General features: G+C 71.7%; 16 protein-coding genes. 14 read left to right on the top strand and 2 right to left on the bottom strand.

Features of this window, described 5'->3' with window-relative positions:
- The 12 genes from J8M51_RS12215 (at nucleotide 1) to J8M51_RS12160 (ending at nucleotide 15,108) form a co-directional block, all read left to right on the top strand.
- On the top strand, nucleotides 1-1,287 hold the full coding sequence (locus tag J8M51_RS12215; RefSeq protein ID WP_216587649.1) for a dihydroorotase: 1,287 nt from the start codon (nucleotides 1-3) through the stop codon (nucleotides 1,285-1,287).
- A complete protein-coding gene (locus J8M51_RS12210) occupies nucleotides 1,284-1,904 on the top strand; it encodes a PH-like domain-containing protein (protein WP_267299160.1) in 621 nt (206 codons plus the stop codon). The genes J8M51_RS12215 and J8M51_RS12210 overlap by 4 nt, the downstream gene beginning before the upstream one ends.
- The gene (carA, locus tag J8M51_RS12205) at nucleotides 1,901-3,043 is read left to right on the top strand and encodes a glutamine-hydrolyzing carbamoyl-phosphate synthase small subunit (RefSeq protein WP_086755613.1); all 1,143 of its coding nucleotides are present in this window, start codon (nucleotides 1,901-1,903) and stop codon (nucleotides 3,041-3,043) included. Before J8M51_RS12210 ends, carA begins: the two co-directional genes overlap by 4 nt.
- The gene (carB, locus tag J8M51_RS12200) at nucleotides 3,036-6,344 is read left to right on the top strand and encodes a carbamoyl-phosphate synthase large subunit (protein WP_086755614.1); all 3,309 of its coding nucleotides are present in this window, start codon (nucleotides 3,036-3,038) and stop codon (nucleotides 6,342-6,344) included. Before carA ends, carB begins: the two co-directional genes overlap by 8 nt.
- An 80-nt stretch (nucleotides 6,345-6,424) precedes the next feature.
- Complete coding sequence (locus tag J8M51_RS12195; protein ID WP_086755619.1) at nucleotides 6,425-7,531, top strand: quinone-dependent dihydroorotate dehydrogenase; 1,107 nt, start codon at nucleotides 6,425-6,427, stop codon at nucleotides 7,529-7,531.
- On the top strand, nucleotides 7,528-8,379 hold the full coding sequence (gene pyrF / locus J8M51_RS12190) for an orotidine-5'-phosphate decarboxylase (protein ID WP_086755615.1): 852 nt from the start codon (nucleotides 7,528-7,530) through the stop codon (nucleotides 8,377-8,379). The genes J8M51_RS12195 and pyrF overlap by 4 nt, the downstream gene beginning before the upstream one ends.
- Nucleotides 8,380-8,633: 254 nt before the next feature.
- Complete coding sequence (locus J8M51_RS12185) at nucleotides 8,634-8,957, top strand: integration host factor (protein ID WP_003977346.1); 324 nt, start codon at nucleotides 8,634-8,636, stop codon at nucleotides 8,955-8,957.
- Nucleotides 8,958-9,017: 60 nt separating this feature from the next.
- On the top strand, nucleotides 9,018-9,611 hold the full coding sequence (gmk, locus tag J8M51_RS12180) for a guanylate kinase (RefSeq protein WP_086755616.1): 594 nt from the start codon (nucleotides 9,018-9,020) through the stop codon (nucleotides 9,609-9,611).
- 81 nt (nucleotides 9,612-9,692) lie between these two features.
- The gene (gene rpoZ, locus J8M51_RS12175; RefSeq protein WP_005485492.1) at nucleotides 9,693-9,962 is read left to right on the top strand and encodes a DNA-directed RNA polymerase subunit omega; all 270 of its coding nucleotides are present in this window, start codon (nucleotides 9,693-9,695) and stop codon (nucleotides 9,960-9,962) included.
- 146 nt (nucleotides 9,963-10,108) lie between these two features.
- Entirely contained in the window at nucleotides 10,109-11,311 is a 1,203-nt protein-coding gene (gene coaBC / locus J8M51_RS12170; protein WP_179203081.1) for a bifunctional phosphopantothenoylcysteine decarboxylase/phosphopantothenate--cysteine ligase CoaBC, read from the top strand.
- 240 nt (nucleotides 11,312-11,551) lie between these two features.
- Nucleotides 11,552-12,760: a methionine adenosyltransferase gene (gene metK / locus J8M51_RS12165; RefSeq protein ID WP_086755618.1), complete on the top strand. Its 1,209-nt coding sequence runs from the start codon at nucleotides 11,552-11,554 to the stop codon at nucleotides 12,758-12,760.
- A gap of 137 nt (nucleotides 12,761-12,897) precedes the next feature.
- Nucleotides 12,898-15,108 carry a primosomal protein N' gene (locus J8M51_RS12160; RefSeq protein WP_267299159.1) on the top strand — a complete coding sequence of 737 codons (2,211 nt, stop codon included), beginning with the start codon at nucleotides 12,898-12,900 and terminating at the stop codon, nucleotides 15,106-15,108.
- Between the two features lie 116 nt (nucleotides 15,109-15,224).
- Here the strand turns inward: J8M51_RS12160 and J8M51_RS12155 are convergent, their stop codons facing one another.
- Nucleotides 15,225-15,806, bottom strand: coding sequence for a hypothetical protein (locus tag J8M51_RS12155; protein ID WP_216587642.1), 582 nt, complete (start codon nucleotides 15,804-15,806; stop codon nucleotides 15,225-15,227).
- 351 nt (nucleotides 15,807-16,157) lie between these two features.
- Between J8M51_RS12155 and fmt the strand changes: the two genes are divergently transcribed.
- Nucleotides 16,158-17,090 carry a methionyl-tRNA formyltransferase gene (gene fmt / locus J8M51_RS12150; protein ID WP_267299158.1) on the top strand — a complete coding sequence of 311 codons (933 nt, stop codon included), beginning with the start codon at nucleotides 16,158-16,160 and terminating at the stop codon, nucleotides 17,088-17,090.
- 153 nt (nucleotides 17,091-17,243) lie between these two features.
- Entirely contained in the window at nucleotides 17,244-18,671 is a 1,428-nt protein-coding gene (locus J8M51_RS12145) for an RsmB/NOP family class I SAM-dependent RNA methyltransferase (protein WP_086760403.1), read from the top strand.
- Here the strand turns inward: J8M51_RS12145 and J8M51_RS12140 are convergent.
- Nucleotides 18,652-20,799 carry an MMPL family transporter gene (locus J8M51_RS12140; protein ID WP_086760401.1) on the bottom strand — a complete coding sequence of 716 codons (2,148 nt, stop codon included), beginning with the start codon at nucleotides 20,797-20,799 and terminating at the stop codon, nucleotides 18,652-18,654. The genes J8M51_RS12145 and J8M51_RS12140 overlap by 20 nt on opposite strands.
- Nucleotides 20,800-20,896: the final 97 nt, after the last annotated feature.

The following is a 20,896-nucleotide window of genomic DNA, read 5'->3' as shown; positions in this document are numbered from 1 at the left end:
ATGAGCAAGATCCTGATCCGTGGTGCGAAGGTGCTGGGCGGCGAGCCGCAGGACGTGCTGATCGACGGCGAGATCATCGCCGAGGTGGGCGCCGGGCTGTCCGACGAGGGCGCGGTGGTCGTCGAGGCCGAGGGCAAGGTGCTGCTGCCGGGCCTCGTCGATCTCCACACCCATCTGCGCGAACCCGGCCGCGAGGACTCCGAGACCGTGCTCACCGGCACGCGCGCGGCGGCCTCCGGCGGCTACACGGCCGTCTTCGCCATGGCCAACACCTTCCCCGTCGCCGACACCGCCGGTGTGGTCGAGCAGGTCTACCGGCTCGGACAGGAGCACGGCTACTGCGACGTCCAGCCCATCGGCGCCGTCACCGTCGGCCTGGAGGGCAGGAAGCTCGCCGAGCTGGGCGCCATGCACGAGTCGGCCGCCGGGGTCACCGTCTTCTCGGACGACGGCAAGTGCGTCGACGACGCGGTGATCATGCGCCGGGCCCTGGAGTACGTGAAGGCCTTCGGCGGGGTCGTCGCCCAGCACGCGCAGGAGCCGCGCCTCACCGAGGGCGCCCAGATGAACGAGGGCATCGTCTCCGCCGAGCTGGGCCTCGGGGGCTGGCCGGCGGTGGCCGAAGAATCGATCATCGCCCGGGATGTCCTGCTCGCCGAGCACGTCGGCTCCCGCGTCCACATCTGCCACCTCTCGACCGCCGGGTCGGTGGAGATCGTCCGCTGGGCCAAGTCCCGGGGCATCGACGTCACCGCCGAGGTCACCCCGCACCACCTCCTCCTCACCGACGAGCTGGTGCGCAGCTACAACCCGGTCTACAAGGTCAACCCGCCGCTGCGCACCGAGCGCGACGTGCTGGCCCTGCGCGAGGCGCTCGCCGACGGCACCATCGACATCGTCGCCACCGACCACGCCCCGCACCCGCACGAGGACAAGGACTGCGAGTGGGCCGCCGCCGCCATGGGCATGGTCGGCCTGGAGACCGCGCTGTCCGTGGTCCAGGAGACGATGGTCACCACCGGTCTGCTCGACTGGGCGGGCGTCGCGGACCGCATGTCCGTCAAGCCCGCGAAGATCGGACAGGCGTCCGGTCACGGACGTCCCGTCTCGGCAGGTGAGCCCGCCAACCTCACCCTCGTCGACACGGCATACCGTGGGTCGGTGGATCCCGCGGGCTTCGCCTCGCGCAGCCGCAACACCCCCTACGAGGGCCGCGAGCTGCCGGGCCGTGTCACGCACACGTGGCTGCGGGGCAAGGCCACGCTCGTCGACGGGAAGCTCACGTGACACCTGTAATTCTGCTGGCCGCCGAGAAGGAATCGGCCGAGGTCACCGACTGGGCCGCGCGCATCGGCTGGGTCGTCGGACTCGCTCTCTTCGTCGCGCTCGTCTACTGGCTGATGCGCGAGGGCTGGAAGTGGCGGGGCACGCTCCAGGGCGATCTGCCCGAGCTGCCCACCCGCCCGTCGCCCACCACCACCCTCAACGGAGGCGGCAAGCCGCCGCTGCCTGGAATGCCGGACGAGCCCGGTGAGGTGAGACTGAGCATGAACGGCCGCTACCACGGCTCCACCACCGCCGGGCACTGGCTCGACCGGATCGTGGCGCACGGCCTGGGCACCCGCAGCCGGGTCGAGCTGACGCTGACGGACGCGGGCCTGGACGTCGTACGCCCCGGAGCGAGTGACTTCTTCGTCCCGGCCGAGGCCCTGCGCGAGGCCCGGCTCGACAAGGGCATCGCCGGCAAGGTGCTCACCGAGGGCGGACTGCTGGTCGTCACCTGGGAGCACGGCGGCAAGCCGCTCGACTCCGGGTTCCGCTCCGACCGCGCGGCCGAGCACAACGAGTGGGTCGAGACCCTGAACCAGATGATCAACAAGACGGAAACGGAAGGCGCACGATGACGACCTCCACCCGGGGAGCCACCAGGGTTCCCGCCGTACTCGTCCTGGAGGACGGCCGGATCTTCCGCGGCCGTGCCTACGGGGCCGTGGGGGTGACCTTCGGCGAGGCCGTGTTCTCCACCGGGATGACCGGCTACCAGGAGACGCTCACCGACCCGTCGTACCACCGCCAGGTCGTCGTCATGACCGCCCCGCACGTCGGCAACACCGGCGTCAACGACGAGGACCCCGAGTCCAAGAGGATCTGGGTCTCCGGCTACGTCGTCCGCGACCCCGCGCGCGTGTCCTCCAACTGGCGCTCCCGGCGCTCCCTGGACGACGAACTGCGCGCCCAGGGCGTCGTCGGGATCTCCGGCATCGACACCCGCGCCCTCACCCGCCACCTCCGTGAGCGCGGCGCCATGCGCGTCGGCATCTTCTCCGGCAACGCGCTGCCCGACGAGGGCGTCATGCTCACCGAGGTCCGCGAGGCCCCCGAGATGAAGGGCGCGAACCTCTCCGCCGAGGTCGCCACCAAGGAGACGTACGTCGTCCCCGCGATCGGCACCAAGAAGTTCACCGTCGCCGCCGTCGACCTCGGCATCAAGGGCATGACCCCGCACCGCATGGCCGAGCGCGGCATCGAGGTGCACGTGCTGCCCGCCACGGCGACCGCCGAGGACGTCTATGCCGTGAACCCCGACGGCGTGTTCTTCTCCAACGGCCCCGGCGACCCGGCCACCGCCGACCACCCGGTCTCCGTCATGCGGGCGGTCCTGGAGCGCTCCACCCCGCTCTTCGGCATCTGCTTCGGCAACCAGATCCTCGGCCGCGCGCTCGGCTTCGGCACCTACAAGCTGAAGTACGGCCACCGGGGCATCAACCAGCCGGTGCAGGACCGTACGACCGGCAAGGTCGAGGTCACCGCGCACAACCACGGCTTCGCCGTCGACGCTCCGCTTGACCAGGTCTCCGAGACCCCCTACGGCCGCGCCGAGGTCTCCCATGTCTGCCTCAACGACAACGTGGTGGAGGGGCTCCAGCTCCTCGACCGCCCCGCCTTCAGCGTCCAGTACCACCCCGAAGCGGCAGCGGGCCCGCACGACGCCGCCTACCTGTTCGACCGCTTCGTATCCCTGATGGAGGGCCAGCGTGCCTAAGCGCACCGATATCCAGTCCGTCCTGGTCATCGGCTCCGGCCCGATCGTCATCGGCCAGGCCGCCGAGTTCGACTACTCCGGCACCCAGGCGTGCCGCGTCCTGCGCGCCGAGGGCCTGCGCGTGATCCTCGTCAACTCCAACCCGGCGACGATCATGACCGACCCGGAGATCGCCGACGCCACCTACGTCGAGCCGATCACCCCCGAGTTCGTCGAGAAGATCATCGCCAAGGAGCGCCCCGACGTGCTCCTGCCCACCCTCGGCGGTCAGACGGCCCTCAACACGGCCATCTCGCTGCACGAGGCCGGGACGCTGGAGAAGTACGGCGTCGAACTGATCGGCGCCAACGTCGAGGCCATCAACAAGGGCGAGGACCGCGACCTCTTCAAGGACGTCGTCGAGGCCGTCCGCGCCAAGATCGGCCACGGCGAGTCCGCCCGGTCCGTGATCTGCCACTCCATGGAGGACGTCCTCGCCGGCGTCGAGACGCTCGGCGGCTACCCCGTCGTCGTCCGCCCCTCCTTCACCATGGGCGGCGCCGGCTCCGGCTTCGCGCACGACGAGGAGGAGCTGCGCCGCATCGCCGGGCAGGGCCTCACCCTCTCGCCGACCACCGAGGTGCTCCTGGAGGAGTCCATCCTCGGCTGGAAGGAGTACGAGCTGGAGCTGATGCGCGACAAGAACGACAACGTCGTGGTCGTCTGCTCCATCGAGAACTTCGACCCCATGGGCGTGCACACCGGCGACTCGATCACGGTCGCGCCGGCGATGACCCTCACCGACCGCGAGTACCAGGTGCTGCGGGACGTCGGCATCGCGATCATCCGCGAGGTCGGCGTCGACACCGGTGGCTGCAACATCCAGTTCGCGGTCAACCCCGACGACGGCCGGGTCATCGTCATCGAGATGAACCCGCGCGTGTCGCGGTCCTCGGCGCTGGCCTCCAAGGCGACCGGCTTCCCGATCGCCAAGATCGCCGCGAAGCTGGCCGTCGGCTACACGCTCGACGAGATCCCCAACGACATCACCGAGCAGACCCCGGCCTCCTTCGAACCGACGCTCGACTACGTGGTCGTCAAGGCCCCGCGCTTCGCCTTCGAGAAGTTCCCCTCCGCAGACTCCTCCCTGACCACGACCATGAAGTCGGTCGGCGAGGCCATGGCGATCGGCCGCAACTTCACCGAGGCGCTGCAGAAGGCGCTGCGCTCGCTGGAGAAGAAGGGAAGCCAGTTCACGTTCGTCGGCGAGCCCGGCGACAAGGCGCTGCTCCTGGAGGAGTCGGTCCGGCCGACCGACGGGCGCATCAACACGGTCATGCAGGCCATCCGCGCGGGCGCCACGCCCGAGGAGGTCTTCGAGTTCACCAAGATCGACCCGTGGTTCGTCGACCAGCTGTTCCTGATCAAGGAGATCGCCGACGAGCTGGCCGCCGCCGACAAGCTCGACCCCGAGCTGCTCGCCGAGGCCAAGCGGCACGGCTTCTCCGACCAGCAGATCGCCGAGATCCGCGGACTGCGCGAGGACGTCGTGCGCGAGGTCCGGCACGCGCTGGGCGTACGCCCGGTGTACAAGACGGTCGACACCTGCGCCGCCGAGTTCGCGGCGAAGACGCCGTACTTCTACTCCTCGTACGACGAGGAGACCGAGGTGGCCTCCCGCGAGAAGCCGGCCGTGATCATCCTGGGCTCCGGCCCCAACCGCATCGGCCAGGGCATCGAGTTCGACTACTCCTGCGTCCACGCCTCCTTCGCGCTCAGCGACGCCGGCTACGAGACCGTGATGGTCAACTGCAACCCCGAGACCGTCTCCACGGACTACGACACCTCCGACCGCCTGTACTTCGAGCCGCTGACCCTCGAAGACGTGCTGGAGATCGTCCACGCCGAGTCGCTGGCCGGCCCGATCGCGGGCGTCGTCGTCCAGCTCGGCGGCCAGACCCCGCTGGGCCTGTCGCAGGCGCTCAAGGACAACGGCGTCCCGGTCGTCGGCACCCCTCCGGAGGCCATCCACGCCGCCGAGGACCGCGGCGCCTTCGGCCAGGTCCTCGCCGAGGCCGGGCTCCCCGCGCCCAAGCACGGCACCGCGACCACCTTCGCCGGCGCCAAGGCCATCGCCGACGAGATCGGCTACCCGGTCCTGGTCCGCCCGTCGTACGTGCTCGGCGGCCGCGGCATGGAGATCGTGTACGACGAGACGCGACTGGAGTCGTACATCGCCGAGTCGACCGAGATCAGCCCCTCCCGGCCGGTCCTCGTCGACCGCTTCCTCGACGACGCCATCGAGATCGACGTCGACGCCCTGTACGACGGCCACGAGCTGTACCTCGGCGGCGTCATGGAGCACATCGAGGAGGCCGGCATCCACTCCGGCGACTCGGCGTGCGCCCTGCCCCCGATCACCCTCGGAGGCTTCGACATCAAGCGGCTGCGCGCCTCCACCGAGGCCATCGCCAAGGGCGTCGGGGTGCGCGGTCTGATCAACATCCAGTTCGCGATGGCCGGGGACATCCTCTACGTCCTCGAAGCCAACCCGCGCGCCTCCCGCACCGTCCCCTTCACCTCGAAGGCGACCGCGGTGCCGCTTGCCAAGGCCGCCGCGCGGATCTCGCTCGGCGCGACCATCGCCGAACTGCGGACGGAGGGGCTGCTCCCGGCGGTCGGCGACGGCGGCGAGCTGCCGCTGGACGCGCCGATCTCCGTCAAGGAGGCCGTGATGCCCTGGTCGCGCTTCCGCGACATCCACGGGCGCGGCGTCGACACCATCCTCGGCCCGGAGATGCGCTCCACCGGCGAGGTCATGGGCATCGACTCGGTCTTCGGCACGGCGTACGCCAAGTCGCAGGCCGGCGCGTACGGGCCGCTGCCGACCAAGGGGCGCGCGTTCATCTCGGTCGCCAACCGCGACAAGCGTTCGATGATCTTCCCGGCGCGCGAGCTGGTCGCCCACGGCTTCGAGCTGCTCGCCACCTCCGGCACGGCCGAGGTGCTCCGGCGCAACGGCATCAACGCCACCGTCGTCCGCAAGCAGTCCGAGGGCACCGGCCCGAACGGCGAGAAGACGATCGTCCAGCTCATCCACGACGGCGAGGTCGACCTCATCGTCAACACCCCGTACGGCACCGGCGGCCGCCTCGACGGCTACGACATCCGTACGGCGGCCGTGGCCCGCTCCGTGCCGTGCCTGACGACGGTCCAGGCGCTCGCGGCGGCCGTCCAGGGCATCGACGCGCTCAACCACGGCGACGTGGGCGTGCGCTCGCTGCAGGAACACGCCGAACACCTGATCGCGGCCCGCGACTAGCAGCCCTGAGGGGGACACCGGAAACGGTGTCCCCCTCTTCGCGAGACCTCTCCATGAGGCGCTCCTTCGAGGACATGAACATGTACAAGCTCTTCTTCCGGCTCGTCTTCACCCGGATGGATCCCGAGAAGGCCCACTACCTGGCCTTCCGCTGGATCCGTCTCGCCGTCCGCGTCCCCGTGCTGCGCACCTTCGTGGCCGCCGCGCTCGCGCCCCGCTACAAGGAACTGCGCACCGAGGCGTTCGGTCTGCGGATGCACGGCCCGTTCGGGCTGGCCGCCGGCTTCGACAAGAACGCCGTCGCGATCGACGGGATGTCGATGCTCGGCTTCGACCACGTCGAGATCGGCACGGTCACCGGCGAGGCCCAGCCCGGCAACCCCAGGAAGCGGCTGTTCCGCCTGGTCGCGGACCGCGCCCTGATCAACCGCATGGGCTTCAACAACGAGGGCTCCCTCGCCGTAGCCGCCCGTCTGGCCTCCCGTACGCCCGTCTTCAGGACGGTCGTGGGCGTCAACATCGGCAAGACCAAGGTCGTCCCGGAGGACGAGGCCGCCGGGGACTACGTGACGTCCACCGAGCGCCTCGCGCCGTACGCCGACTACCTGGTCGTCAACGTCTCCTCGCCCAACACACCCGGCCTGCGCAACCTCCAGGCCACCGAGGCGCTGCGCCCCCTGCTCACGGCCGTCCGCGAGGCCGCCGACCGCACGGTCCGCACCCGCCGGGTCCCGCTGCTGGTGAAGATCGCGCCGGACCTCGCCGACGAGGACATCGACGCCGTCGCCGACCTCGCCGTGGAACTCGGCCTGGACGGCATCATCGCCACCAACACCACCATCGCGCGCGAGGGACTCGGTCTGGCATCCGAACCCACCCTGGTGAAGGAGACGGGCGGGCTCTCCGGCGCCCCCGTCAAGGCCCGCTCCCTGGCGGTCCTGCGCCGCCTCTACGCGCGCGTGGGCGACCGGATCACCCTGGTCGGCGTCGGTGGCGTCGAGAACGCCGAGGACGCCTGGCAGCGCATCCTGGCGGGCGCCACGCTGGTCCAGGGTTACAGCGCCTTCGTCTACGAGGGCCCCTTTTGGTCGCGCGCCATCCACAAGGGCCTCGCCGCCCGCCTCCGTACGAGCCCGTACGCCACCCTCGCCGACGCGGTCGGCGCCGACGTGAGGAAGACGGTATGACCGAGCCCTTCGGCGCGCGCCTGCGCCGTGCCATGGATGAGCGGGGGCCGCTGTGCGTCGGCATCGACCCGCACGCCTCCCTGCTCGCCGACTGGGGCCTGGACGACGACATCGCCGGACTGGAGCGCTTCAGCCGCACGGTCGTCGAGGCACTCGCGGACCGGGTGGCCGTCCTCAAGCCGCAGAGCGCGTTCTTCGAGCGCTTCGGCTCGCGCGGCGTGGCCGTGCTGGAGAAGTCGGTCCAGGAGGCGCGGGCGGCCGGGGCGCTGGTCGTCATGGACGCCAAGCGCGGAGACATCGGCTCCACCATGGCCGCGTACGCCGAGACCTTCCTGCACCAGGACGCGCCCCTGTTCTCGGACGCGCTGACGGTCTCGCCGTACCTGGGCTACGGCTCCCTGAAGCCCGCCGTGGACCTGGCCCGCGAGAACGGCGCCGGGCTCTTCGTACTGGCGCTCACCTCCAACCCGGAGGGCGGCGAGGTGCAGCACGCGGTGCGCGGCGACGGGCGGAACGTCGGCGCGACCATGCTGGCGCACCTGGCCGCCGAGAACGCGGGGGAGGAGCCCCTGGGGTCCTTCGGCGCGGTCGTCGGCGCCACGCTGGGTGACCTGTCGTCGTACGACCTCGACATCAACGGACCTCTCCTCGCGCCCGGGATCGGCGCCCAGGGAGCCACGCCGGCCGATCTTCCGGGGGTCTTCGGGGCCGCCGTGCGCCATGTGGTGCCGAACGTCAGCCGGGGTGTCCTTCGTCACGGTCCCTACATTGTCGCGCTGCGTGACGCCTCGGATCGTTTCGCGGACCAGATCCGCACCGCGACGGAGGCCGCCCGAGACCTCCGATGAGTGCCCGGGGGTCGGTTCCCGGCCGCCTCGAGTCTGAATACATTCTCAAATCCGGGGCGATATGAGGCTTATGTCCGACTCCATGGAGGCTGACCAGGACTTTTCCGCTGTTCTCGCTGACTCTGGCGGACTTGGCCGCTAGTCTCCGAGCAGGGTGAACGGGCAAGCGTGTTGCTCGTGGCTCCCCAGGTGTGGGGCGACTAGGTTCCTCACCGGTCCGTATCCGACAGTTCGACATCCGAGGTGACGTAGGCGTGGCTCTTCCGCCCCTTACCCCTGAACAGCGCGCAGCCGCGCTCGAAAAGGCCGCCGCGGCTCGCCGGGAGCGGGCCGAGGTCAAGAATCGACTCAAGCACTCCGGCGCCTCCCTGCACGAGGTCATCAAGCAGGGCCAGGAGAACGACGTCATCGGCAAGATGAAGGTCTCCGCGCTGCTCGAGTCGCTGCCCGGCGTGGGCAAGGTCCGCGCCAAGCAGATCATGGAGCGACTCGGCATCTCCGAGAGCCGTCGTGTTCGCGGCCTCGGTTCCAACCAGATCGCTTCCCTGGAGCGTGAATTCGGCAGCACCGGTTCCTGATCCCGCCCCCTGGCGGGAAGGGAGTCCCGGACAGTCCGGGATTGCTGGAATAATCGCTGCATGGCTGCAACATTCCGGGGGACGACCCCCGAGCCCCCGGACGTACGTCCGCGGCTGACCGTGCTCTCCGGCCCCTCAGGGGTCGGTAAGAGCACGGTCGTCGCCCATATGCGCAAGGCACACCCCGAGGTCTGGCTCTCGGTGTCGGCGACGACCCGCAAGCCACGCCCCGGCGAGCAGCACGGAGTCCACTACTTCTTCGTCTCCGACGACGAGATGGACAAGCTGATCGCCAACAGCGAACTGCTGGAGTGGGCCGAGTTCGCCGGCAACCGCTACGGCACACCCCGGGCTGCCGTGCTCGAACGCCTGGAGCGGGGCGAGCCGGTCCTGCTGGAGATCGATCTCCAGGGTGCACGGCAGGTCCGCGAGACCATGCCGGACGCCCAACTGGTCTTCCTGGCCCCGCCCTCCTGGGAGGAGCTGGTGCGCAGGCTCACCGGGCGGGGCACCGAACCGCCCGACGTGATCGAACGCCGCCTGGAGGCGGCCAAGATCGAGCTGGCGGCCGAGCCGGAGTTCGACGTGACCCTGGTCAACACCTCCGTCGAGGACGTGGCCCGCGAGCTGCTAGCCTTGATGGATGTTGTGTGATCACGGCATCTGTCCGTTTTCCGTGATCGCGACCGATCTGTGATCACGACCGATCTTTTCCCATCCATCGGAAGGTAGAGCGTGTCCTCTTCCATCTCCGCGCCCGAGGGCATCATCAACCCGCCGATCGACGAGTTGCTTGAGGCCACCGACTCGAAGTACAGCCTCGTGATCTACGCGGCCAAGCGTGCCCGTCAGATCAACGCGTACTACTCGCAGCTCGGCGAGGGCCTGCTCGAGTACGTCGGTCCCCTCGTCGACACCCACGTCCACGAGAAGCCGCTCTCGATCGCCCTGCGCGAGATCAACGCGGGTCTGCTGACGTCCGAGGCCGTCGAGGGCCCCGCGTAAGTCTTATTTGCAGATCGCAGTGGGTTTTTCCACAGGCCCGGCAGTGCTCCTGCCGGGCCTGTGGTGTGTCATGGAGTCGGACGTCGCACGGAGTCGGACGTTCATGTCGTACGGAGCCGGACGTTTTCCGAGTGCGGGGAGGCACAGTGGGCAAGCCCAAGGTCGTTCTGGGGGTCAGTGGTGGGATCGCCGCCTACAAGGCGTGCGAGCTGCTCCGCCGACTGACCGAGTCCGGGCATGACGTCCGGGTCGTGCCGACCGACTCCGCGCTGCACTTCGTGGGCGCCGCCACCTGGTCCGCGCTCTCCGGCAACCCCGTCTCCACCGAGGTCTGGGACAGCGTCCACCAGGTGCCGCACGTCCGCATCGGGCAGGAGGCCGCCCTCGTGGTCGTCGCCCCCGCGACCGCCGACATGCTGGCCAAGGCCGCGCACGGCCTCGCCGACGACCTCCTCACCAACACCCTGCTCACCGCCCGCTGCCCGGTCGTCTTCGCCCCCGCGATGCACACCGAGATGTGGGAACACCCGGCCACCCAGGAGAACGTGGCGACGCTCCGCCGCCGGGGCGCCCTCGTCATCGACCCCGCCGTGGGCCGCCTCACCGGCGTCGACACCGGCAAGGGACGGCTGCCCGACCCCGTGGAGATCTTCGAGGTCTGCCGCCGGGTGCTGGCCCGCGGTGTCACCGAGCCCGACCTCGTCGGCCGGCATGTCGTGGTCACCGCCGGGGGCACCCGCGAGCCCCTCGACCCGGTCCGCTTCCTCGGCAACCGTTCCTCCGGCAAACAGGGGTACGCCCTCGCCCGCACGGCCGCCGCACGGGGCGCCCGGGTCACCCTGATCGAGGCGGGCACCGGACTGCCGGACCCCGCGGGCGTGGACATCGTCCGGATCGGCACGGCGGTCCAGCTGCGCGAGGCGGTGCTCAAGGCGGCACCGGACGCGGACGTCGTGGTCATGGCGGCGGCGGTGGCGGACTTCCGTCCCCGGACGTACGCATCCGGCAAGATCAAGAAAAAGGACGGACAGGAGCCCGAGCCGATCGTCCTGGTGCGTAATCCGGACATCCTCGCGGAGATCTCGGCGGATCGCCCCCGCCCCGGCCAGGTGATCGTCGGCTTCGCCGCCGAGACCGACGACGTCCTCGCCAACGGCCGCGCCAAACTGGCACGCAAGGGATGCGACCTGCTCGTGGTGAACGAGGTGGGGGAGCGCAAGACCTTCGGCTCCGAGGAGAACGAGGCCGTGGTGCTGGGGGCCGACGGAAGCGACACGCCCGTGCCGTACGGCCCCAAGGAGGCCCTGGCCGAAACGGTGTGGGACCTGGTCGCGGACCGGCTCGGCTGACAGTGCCATTCGCGTCACGTCCGCGTCGAACCTCGCACATTGAGGCGTGGCGACCCTGGCGGACAGCGACGGCCATTGGGCAGAATGCACGTGCCGCAGGTCACAGGGCTCCCGAGAGGCGAGACAGGTGAGCCGGTGGCCGAGCCCGACAGATAAACTGTTCTCGGACGACGCCGGGCGCAGCCCCCGAGCCCGTCCGCCCATGATCAGCCAGCAGCCGCTGCAAACCCAGGGAGCGTTGTGTCCCGTCGTCTGTTCACCTCGGAGTCCGTGACCGAGGGTCACCCCGACAAGATCGCTGACCAGATCAGCGATGCCATTCTCGATGCGCTCCTGCGCGAGGACCCCACGTCCCGTGTCGCAGTGGAGACGCTCATCACCACCGGCCTGGTGCACGTGGCCGGCGAGGTCACGACCAAGGCGTACGCGCCGATCGCCCAGCTGGTGCGCGACACCATCCTGGACATCGGCTACGACTCTTCGAAGAAGGGCTTCGACGGCGCCTCCTGCGGTGTGTCGGTGTCGATCGGCGCACAGTCCCCGGACATCGCGCAGGGTGTGGACACGGCCTACGAGTCACGTGTCGAGGGTGACGAGGACGAGCTGGACAAGCAGGGCGCCGGCGACCAGGGCCTGATGTTCGGCTACGCGTCGGACGAGACGCCGACCCTGATGCCGCTCCCGATCTTCCTGGCGCACCGCCTGTCGAAGCGCCTCTCCGAGGTCCGCAAGAACGGCACGATCCCCTACCTCCGTCCCGACGGAAAGACCCAGGTCACCATCGAGTACGACGGTGACAAGGCGGTCCGCCTGGACACGGTCGTCGTCTCCTCGCAGCACGCCAGCGACATCGACCTGGAGTCCCTCCTCGCCCCCGACATCCGCGAGTTCGTCGTGGAGCCGGAACTGAAGGCCCTGCTGGACGACGGCATCAAGCTGGACACCGAGGGCTACCGCCTGCTGGTCAACCCGACCGGCCGCTTCGAGATCGGCGGCCCGATGGGCGACGCCGGCCTCACCGGTCGCAAGATCATCATCGACACCTACGGCGGCATGGCCCGCCACGGCGGCGGCGCCTTCTCCGGCAAGGACCCGTCCAAGGTCGACCGCTCGGCGGCGTACGCGATGCGCTGGGTCGCCAAGAACGTGGTCGCGGCCGGTCTCGCCTCGCGCTGCGAGGTCCAGGTCGCCTACGCGATCGGAAAGGCCGAGCCCGTCGGTCTCTTCGTCGAGACCTTCGGCACCGCCAAGGTCGACACCGACCGGATCGAGAAGGCGATCGACGAGGTCTTCGACCTCCGCCCGGCCGCCATCATCCGCGACCTCGACCTGCTCCGCCCGATCTACGGCCAGACCGCCGCGTACGGCCACTTCGGCCGAGAGCTCCCCGAGTTCACCTGGGAGCGCACGGACCGCGTCGAGGCGCTGCGCACGGCGGCGGGGCTGTAGGGCCCACGGCTCTCTGCCGCTTCACCTCACCGAGGCCCGGCGTCCCCCTGGGGACGCCGGGCCTCGGTGTTTCGCGATCGGTGTTCCGTGATCTCGGACGGCGTCGGCTGTCAGTGGTGTTTGGGAGAATGCGTGGTGTGAGCGACGAGGACGGGCAGAGGGGTGGCGGCGCGGTGGGGGACGCGGTGCCGGAGCAGCTCGCGCTCGTGCGGGAGGCGGTGCGGAAGGCGAAGGTGCCGCGGGCCAAGCCGCGGACCTGGCGGGGGGCGGCGCTGGCGAAGGAGTTGCCGGTCGCCCGGGTGCTGGTCGACAAGGGGGTGCTGCATCTTGATCGGTACTTCGACTATGCGGTGCCGGAGGAGCTGGACGCCGTCGCGCAGCCCGGGGTGCGGGTGCGGGTGCGGTTCGGGGCCGGGGGGCGCAATGTCAGGGAGGGCCGGCGGGAGGGCGGCTCGCTGATCGACGGGTTTCTCGTCGAGCGGGTCGCCGAGTCGGAGTACTCCGGGCCCTTGGCCGCGCTCGCGCAGGTCGTCTCGCCGGAGCCGGTGCTGGGGCCGGAGCTGCTGGGGCTGGCGCGGGCGGTGGCCGACCGGTACGCGGGGAGTCTCGCGGACGTGCTGCAGCTGGCCGTTCCGCCCCGGCACGCTCGGGCGGAGGCCGTGGAGACGGGGGAGCCGGCGCCGCCTCCGGGCGCGCCCGAGCCGGGGACATGGCTGCGGTACGGACGGGGCGAGGGATTCCTGCGGGCACTGGCCGGCGGGGGTGCGCCCCGGGCCGTGTGGACCGCGCTGCCGGGGCCGGAGTGGGCCGAGGAGATCGCGCGTGCCGTGCAGGCGACGCTCGCCTCCGGGCGCGGGGCGCTCGTCGTCGTCCCGGCCGGGCGGCCCGCCGCCCGGGTGGACGAGGCGCTCGGGGCGCTGCTCGGCGAGGGACGGCACGCGCTGCTGACCGCCGACGCCGGGCAGGAGAAGCGGTACCGGGAGTGGCTCGCCGTCCGGCGGGGCGCCGTCCGGGCCGTGGTCGGGACCCGGGCGGCCATGTTCGCGCCCGTGCGTGACCTCGGGCTGGTCGTCGTCTGGGACGACGGCGACGCCGGTCACAGTGATGACAACGCCCCGTTCCCGCATGTGCGGGAGGTGCTGGAGCTGAGGGCGACCCGGGACAGGTGCGCGTTCCTGCTGGGCGGCTGGAGCTGCACGGTCGAGGCCGCGCAGCTCGTCGAGAGCGGCTGGGCCGCGCCGATCGTCGCCGGCCGGGAGCAGGTGCGGGCCGCCGCGCCGAGGGTGCGGACCGTGGGGGACGGGGATCTCGCGCGGGACGAGGCGGCCCGGGCGGCGCGGCTGCCCAGCCTGGCCTGGCAGGTCGCCAGGGACGGCTTGCGGGACGGGCCCGTGCTGGTGCAGGTGCCCCGGCGCGGTTATGTGCCGCGGATGGCCTGCGCGCGGTGCCGGGAGCCCGCCCGCTGCCGGCACTGCGCGGGGCCGTTGGAGGCCCGGGACGGCGCCGGGGCCCTGCTGTGCGGGTGGTGCGGACGGGAGGAGGCCGGCTGGCACTGCCCCGAGTGCGGTGGCTTCCGGCTGCGGGCACAGATCGTGGGGGCGCGGCGGACCGCCGAGGAGCTGGGGCGGGCCTTTCCCGCCGTGCCCGTGCGGACCTCCGGGCGGGAGCATGTGCTCGACACCGTCCCGGGGACGCCCGCGCTGGTCGTGAGCACGCCGGGGGCCGAGCCGGTCGCCGAGGGCGGGTACGCCGCCGCGCTGCTGCTCGACGGCTGGGCCATGCTCGGACGGCCCGATCTGCGGGCCGGGGAGGACGCGCTGCGCCGGTGGATCGGCGCCGCCGCGCTCGTCCGGAACCAGGGGGCGGGCGGCACGGTCGTCGTGGTCGCCGAGCCGACCCTGCGGCCCGTGCAGGCACTGGTGCGTTGGGATCCTGTGGGGCATGCGGTACGGGAACTCGCCGAGCGGGCCGAGCTGGGGTTCCCGCCCGTGTCGAGGATGGCGGCGGTGTCCGGGCCGGCCCGGGCCGTGGTCGACTTTCTGGGCGCGGTCGAACTGCCGTCGGACGCCGAGGTGTTGGGGCCGGTGCCGGTGGCCGCGCCGCCGCTCCCCGGAGTGGGGGCGGGGGCCGGGCCCGTCGCGGGTGAGGGCGCGGGCGCGCGGAGGGCGCGGCGGGGCGGGGCGCCGCCCGCGGGGGAGCCGTGGGAGCGGGCGTTGATCCGGGTGCCGCCCGGGAGCGGGGCGGCGCTGGCCGGTGCGTTGAAGAGCGCGCAGGCGGCGCGGATGGCGCGGGGGATGAGCGAGGAGGCGCGGGTACGGATTCGAGTGGATCCCTCGGACATCGGGTGAGCCGCTCAACCATCGGCCGACGGCAGTGCGACGTCCCCATGCCTGGTGCGGGAGGACGGGTGCCGTCGGTGTGCGACTGCCTCCCGGTCGGACACCGGGAGGCAGTTCGGGACGGGTCAGCCGTTGCGCGGACCGGGGAAGGCCGTCGGTCTGACGTCCTCGCGGAGGGTGGGACTGCCGGCCGTCGGCTGGGTCGGCATTTGCGCGGGCATCGGAGCGGGCATCGAGGCCGGCAGAGGAGCGGGCATCGAGCGGGCCGCGGGGACCGTGGGGATGCCGCCGCCGACGTTGACGGTCCGGGTGCCCTGGGGCTCTCCCGTGCGCTCCGCCTCCGCCGCGGCCTGGGCGGCGGCGCGGCGGGCGCCGTAACGGCGGTGTACGGCTTGTTTGGTGACGCCGAGGGCCGAGCCCACCGCGTCCCACGAGAAACCGAGTGAGCGGTCGAAGTCCACGGCGGCCGTGACCAGGGTCTCGACGCTGTCCCGCAGCTCCTGGGCGAGGCGGACGGTCGGGGCGGGGGCACGTCCGTAGACGACGAAGCCCGTGGAGGGGCCGGAGCGGCGCGGGCGGTAGACGTTGCCCAACTGGGCGGTGAGGGTGCGCAGTGCGTCCACCTGCCGGCGGACCCGCTCGATGTCCCGCACCAGCAAGTGCAGGCTGGCCCGAGCCTGGGCGTCGTGGGTTGCGTGGTCGGCCATGAACAAGCCTCTCGAACCGGCGTTGAAAAAGGGGAGGTGCCGCGATGTGCGGCCCGTAGTGGTCAACTCTTTCTTGACCAACGCGAATTCGCTCCGCTGGTAACGGGGTGGGGGCGTGGGGGCATATGCGTGGGGCGCGTGGGTGGGGGTGCGCCCCCGCTGCCGCGGGGATTTCGCCTTGTCCTGCCACCCGCGCGCCGCCATGTGGGTGGGCCGACGGGTACGGGTCTCCGGTGGGGGTGCCTCGCCGCCGGAGTCTGCGGGCCGTCGGGGGCGGAACATAGACTGGGGTGTTGTCCCGCGTCGTGTGCGGGGCGGGCGAAATTCCGTGTGAGAGGCCGTCAGTCATCCATGAAGCTTGTCTTCGCTGGTACCCCAGAGGTCGCTGTTCCCGCGCTGGACGCGTTGATCGCGTCGGGAAGGCATGAGGTGGCCGCGGTCGTGACGCGGCCGGACGCGCCGGCGGGGCGGGGGCGGCGGCTGGTCGCGAGCCCGGTGGCGCAGCGGGCCGAGGAGGCGGGCATCGAGGTGCTGAAGCCGCACCGGCCCCGGGACGAGGAGTTCCTCGCGCGGCTGAGGGAGATCGCGCCCGACTGCTGCCCGGTCGTCGCGTACGGCGCGCTCCTGCCCCGTGTCGCCCTCGACGTCCCCGCCCACGGCTGGGTCAACCTGCACTTCTCCCTGCTGCCCGCCTGGCGGGGCGCCGCCCCCGTACAGCACTCGATCATGGCCGGGGACGAGATCACCGGCGCGTCCACCTTCCTGATCGAGGAGGGGCTCGACTCCGGGCCGGTGTACGGGACGGTCACCGAGGTGATCCGGCCGACGGACACCAGCGGCGACCTGCTGACCCGGCTCGCCTTCGCGGGGTCCGGGCTGCTCGCCGCCACGATGGACGGCATCGAGGACGGGACCCTGAAGGCCGTGCCCCAGCCCGGGGACGGGATCACCCTCGCGCCGAAGATCACCGTGGAGGACGCGCAGATCGACTGGGCCGCCCCCGCCCTGCGCGTCGACCGGGTGGTGCGCGGCTGCACGCCCGCGCCGGGCGCCTGGACGACGTTCCGCGGCGAACGGCTGAAGCTCATCCAGGTCGCGCCCGTGCCCGACCACGCCGAACTCGCCCCGGGGGCGCTGGAGGTCGGCAAGAACCACGTGTACGCCGGTACCGGGTCGTACGCCGTGGAACTGCTCTGGGTGCAGGCGCAGGGCAAGAAGCCGATGCGGGCCGCCGACTGGGCGCGCGGGGTGCGCATCGAGTCCGGCGAGTCCGTCGGGGACTGACCCGATCGAGGGCGCGGGGCCGCCCCGGTTCCCATCCCCTCAGCCGCCTCCCTGCCCGCAGGCCGTGGCACCGTCAGACCGCCGCCCGGTGAGTCCGCCCCCGCGGCGTACCCTGGGCCTGGCATCTCGTCCCGTACCCGGAGCACCTTTTTCGTGAGTGAGCAGTCCCGTCCGCGCAAGCCGGGCAAGCCGTACCGCCGTCCCCACAGGGACCCCGTCCGTATGCTCGCCTTCGAGGCGCTCCGGGCCGTCGACGAACGGGACGCGTACGCGAACCTCGTTCTGCCGCCGCTGCTGCGCCGGGCGCGGGAGAAGGAGGGGCCCGAGAAGTTCGACGGGCGGGACGCGGCGCTGGCGACCGAGCTGGTGTACGGGACGCTGCGGCGGCAGGGCACCTACGACGCGGTGATCGCGGAGTGTGTGGACCGGCCGTTGCGCGAGGTCGACCCGCCGGTGCTCGATGTGCTGAGCCTCGGCGCGCACCAGTTGCTCGGGACGCGGATTCCCACCCATGCCGCCGTGTCCGCCTCGGTGGATCTCGCGCGGGTCGTGCTCGGGGACGGGCGGGCCAAGTTCGTGAACGCCGTGCTGCGCAAGATCGCACAGCATGACCTCGACGGCTGGCTGGAGCGGGTCGCGCCGCCCTACGACGAGGACCCCGAGGACCACCTCGCCGTCGTCCACTCGCATCCCCGCTGGGTCGTCTCCGCGCTCTGGGACTCCCTGGGCGGCGGACGGGCCGGTATCGAGGATCTGTTGGAGGCCGACAATGAGCGGCCCGAGGTCACCCTGGTCGCCCGTCCCGGCCGGTCCACCGCCGAGGAACTCCTGCGGGAGGAGGCCGCGGTGGCGGGGCGCTGGTCTCCGTACGCCGTGCGGCTCTCCGAGGGCGGGGAACCGGGTGCCGTGGACGCCGTACGGGAGGGCCGTGCCGGGGTGCAGGACGAGGGCAGCCAGCTGGTGGCGATCGCCCTCGCCAACGCTCCGTTGGAGGGTCCCGACAAGGCATGGCTCGACGGGTGTGCCGGGCCCGGTGGCAAGGCCGCGCTGCTCGCCGCCCTCGCCGCCGAGCGCGGGGCCGTACTCCTCGCCTCCGAGAAGCAGCCGCACCGGGCGGGGCTGGTCGCGAAGGCGCTGCACGGCAACCCCGGGCCGTACCAGGTGATCGCCGCCGACGGGACCCGTCCGCCCTGGCGGCCGGGGTCCTTCGACCGGGTGCTGATGGACGTGCCCTGCACCGGGCTGGGCGCCCTGCGGCGGCGGCCCGAGGCGCGCTGGCGGCGGCGGCCTGAGGACCTGGACGGGTTCGCCCCGCTCCAGCGGGCGCTGCTGCGGACCGCGCTGGAGTCCGTACGGGTCGGCGGAGTCGTCGGCTACGCCACCTGCTCGCCGCATCTCGCCGAGACCCGCGCGGTCGTCGACGACGTGCTCAAGAGCTACGGCGACGCGGCCGACCTCATCGACGCGCGGCCGCTGCTGGAGGGCGTCCCGGCGCTGGGCGAGGGGCCGGACGTCCAGCTGTGGCCGCATCTGCACGGCACGGACGCCATGTATCTGGCCCTCATCCGCCGGGTGGCGTAGCCACCGGTTCCCTGGGCGCGGGCGGGGCGGCGCCGCCGTCCTCGTGGGCGAGCCGGTGGGGCCACCAGACCTTCGGGCCGATGTCCAGGAACAGCGAGGTGACCAGCACGGACCGCACGATGAAGGTGTCCAGGAGGACACCCAGGGCGACCGCGAAGCCGATCTCGGCGAAGGCGACCATGGGGAGGGTGCCGAGGGCGGCGAAGGTGCCGGCGAGCACCAGGCCGGCCGAGGTGATCACCGCGCCCGTGGTCGCGAGGCCCGTCACCACGGCCTTGCGGGTGCCCTGGCGGGCGGCCTCCTCGCGGATACGGGTGGTCAGGAAGATGTTGTAGTCGATGCCCAGGGCGACCAGGAACACGAAGACGAACAGCGGGAAGTCGGTCGACTCGCCCGCGTAGTCGAAGATGTGTCTGAAGGCGAGCGCGCTGATGCCCAGTGCGGCGGCGAAGGACAGGATCACCGTCCCGATCAGCAGCAGCGGGGCGATCAGGGCGCGGAGCAGGGCGCAGAGGATCAGCAGGACGACCAGCAGCACCAGCGGGATGATCAGGATGTTGTCGTGGGTGGTCGCCTCGTCCGCGTCCAGCAGGGCCGCGGTACCGCCGCCCACCTGGGCGTCGGCGTCCGGCACCGCGTGCACGGCGTCGCGGACCCGTTCCACGGTCTGCTTCGCGGCCTCGCTGTCGGCGGGGTCGGACATCGTGGCCTCGAAGAGGACCTGGCCGTCATGGGCGGGTTTCGTGCCCGGCGGCAGGCCGAGCGAGTCCGCGACGACGCCTTCCGTGTCGGCGACGACGCGTCCCACCTCCCGGGCCTGTTCCTGGTTGCTGATGATCACGAGGGGGTCGCCGCTGCCCGCCGGGAAGTAGCGTGCGGAGACCTCCTGGCCGACGATCGAGTCCGGTTTGCCGGTGAAGGCGTCCGCGTTGCCGATGCCCTCCGCGCGGAGCTGGATCAGGCCCAGCGAGCACAGGGCGAGGGCGGCGGCCGTGGCGACCCAGACCGTGCGCGGCCGGCGGGCGAAGCGGCGGCCCATCCGGGACCACACACCGCTCTCGGTCGGATCGGGGCTGCCGAGGTGCGGGATCACCGGCCAGAAGATCCAGCGGCCGAAGATCACCAGGAGCGCGGGGAACAGCGTCATCATCGCGAGCAGGGCGACGGCGACCCCGATGGCCGCCACCGGTCCGAGGCCGCTCGTCGAGTTCATCTCGGCGGCCAGCAGCACCAGCATGCTCAGGACGACCGTGGCACCGGACGCCAGCACCGCCGGGCCCGCCCGGTGCAGGGCGAGGGCCATCGCCTCGTGGCGGTCCTCGTGACGGCGCAGCTCCTCGCGGTAGCGGGCCACCAGCAGCAGGGCGTAGTCGGTGCCCGCGCCGAACACCAGGACGGTCAGGATGCCCGCGCTCTGGCCGTTCACGGTCAGGCCGGCGTGTTCCGCCAGCAGATAGATCAGGGCCTGGGCCGTGAACAGGGCGGCGATGACCGCGAGCAGGGGCACCAGGATCAGCGTCGGACTGCGGTAGGTGAGCAGGAGCATCACGATGACGACGGCCATCGCCGACATCAGCAGTGTGGAGTCGATGCCCTCGAAGGCCTCCGAGAAGTCGGCGGACGTACCGCCCGGGCCCGTGATGTGCACGGACATCCCGTCGTCGCCCTCACCGACGTCGTCGCGGATCGAGTCGACGGCCGGCGCGATCCGCTCCCAGCCCTTCTCGTCCATGGTGATCGGCACCAGGACCTGGGCGGCCCTCGGGTCCACCGCACGGTCGTAGACCGGGCCGCGTGTCTGGTCGCCGATGATCCCGTGGGCGGTGAGCTGCTTGAGCTCGCGTACGTCCGCCTCGATCGTCGCCCGGTCCTCGGCGGTCAGACCGCTCTCGCGGGCGTACACGACCACGGCCGGGATCTGCTCGGGCCGGAAGCCCTCGGAGATCTCCAGGACCTGGGTGGACTCCGCCGAGCCCGGCAGCCAGGAGGCCGCGTCGTTGTCCTGCGCGTCGGTGAGCTTCGTGGCGAACGGCGCCACCACGAACAGCACCACCAGCCACAGCCCCAGTACGACCCACTTCGCCCGCCGCCCGCAGACGAGATGACCGATGCCCCGGTTGCCTGTCATGCCCACCTCCAGGGTCGCGCCCTGTGAGGGGCGCGGGGAACTGCGCGAGCAACCACGATGGGCCCGCGGCCGACGAACCACCGTCTACACCCCGGAC

The sequence above is a fragment of the Streptomyces griseiscabiei genome, assembly GCF_020010925.1.
In the GTDB taxonomy this organism is placed as follows: Bacteria; Actinomycetota; Actinomycetes; order Streptomycetales; family Streptomycetaceae; genus Streptomyces; species Streptomyces griseiscabiei.
The sequence above is the reverse complement of the archived record's forward strand: the minus strand, read 5'-3'. Positions and strand labels throughout refer to the sequence as shown.